1 protein-coding gene is annotated in these 306 nt (G+C 27.5%); it reads left to right on the forward strand.

The window, feature by feature from the left end:
• Nucleotides 1-58: 58 nt before the first annotated feature.
• Nucleotides 59-306 (forward strand): helix-turn-helix domain-containing protein (locus PNO30_RS00485; protein ID WP_271986723.1); only part of this gene is annotated, 248 nt, incomplete at its 3' end.

Here is a 306-nt window from a genome sequence, read left to right on the forward strand (position 1 = left end):
TGTACCGACCCCAAAAAGTTAGACCAAAAAATCTAACTTTTTGGAGGTCGGTATTTTTATGACTAAATATAATTTTGAATTTAAAAAGAAAGTCGTACTAGAGTATATAAATGAAAACATAAGCATAAGATCGTTAGCGAAAAAGTATGCTATAAAATCTCATAATAATATTGAAATTTGGGTCGCCAAATATAAGAAATATGGAGATGAAGGATTATATCGTTCAAGAAAAAATGAAGAATATCCTTTCGAAAAAAAGATATATGTTGTAGAATTATACTTAACAAGTGAACTCTCATACAATGA

The sequence above is a fragment of the Gemella haemolysans genome (genome assembly GCF_028308085.1).
Classification (GTDB): domain Bacteria; phylum Bacillota; class Bacilli; order Staphylococcales; family Gemellaceae; genus Gemella; species Gemella haemolysans_D.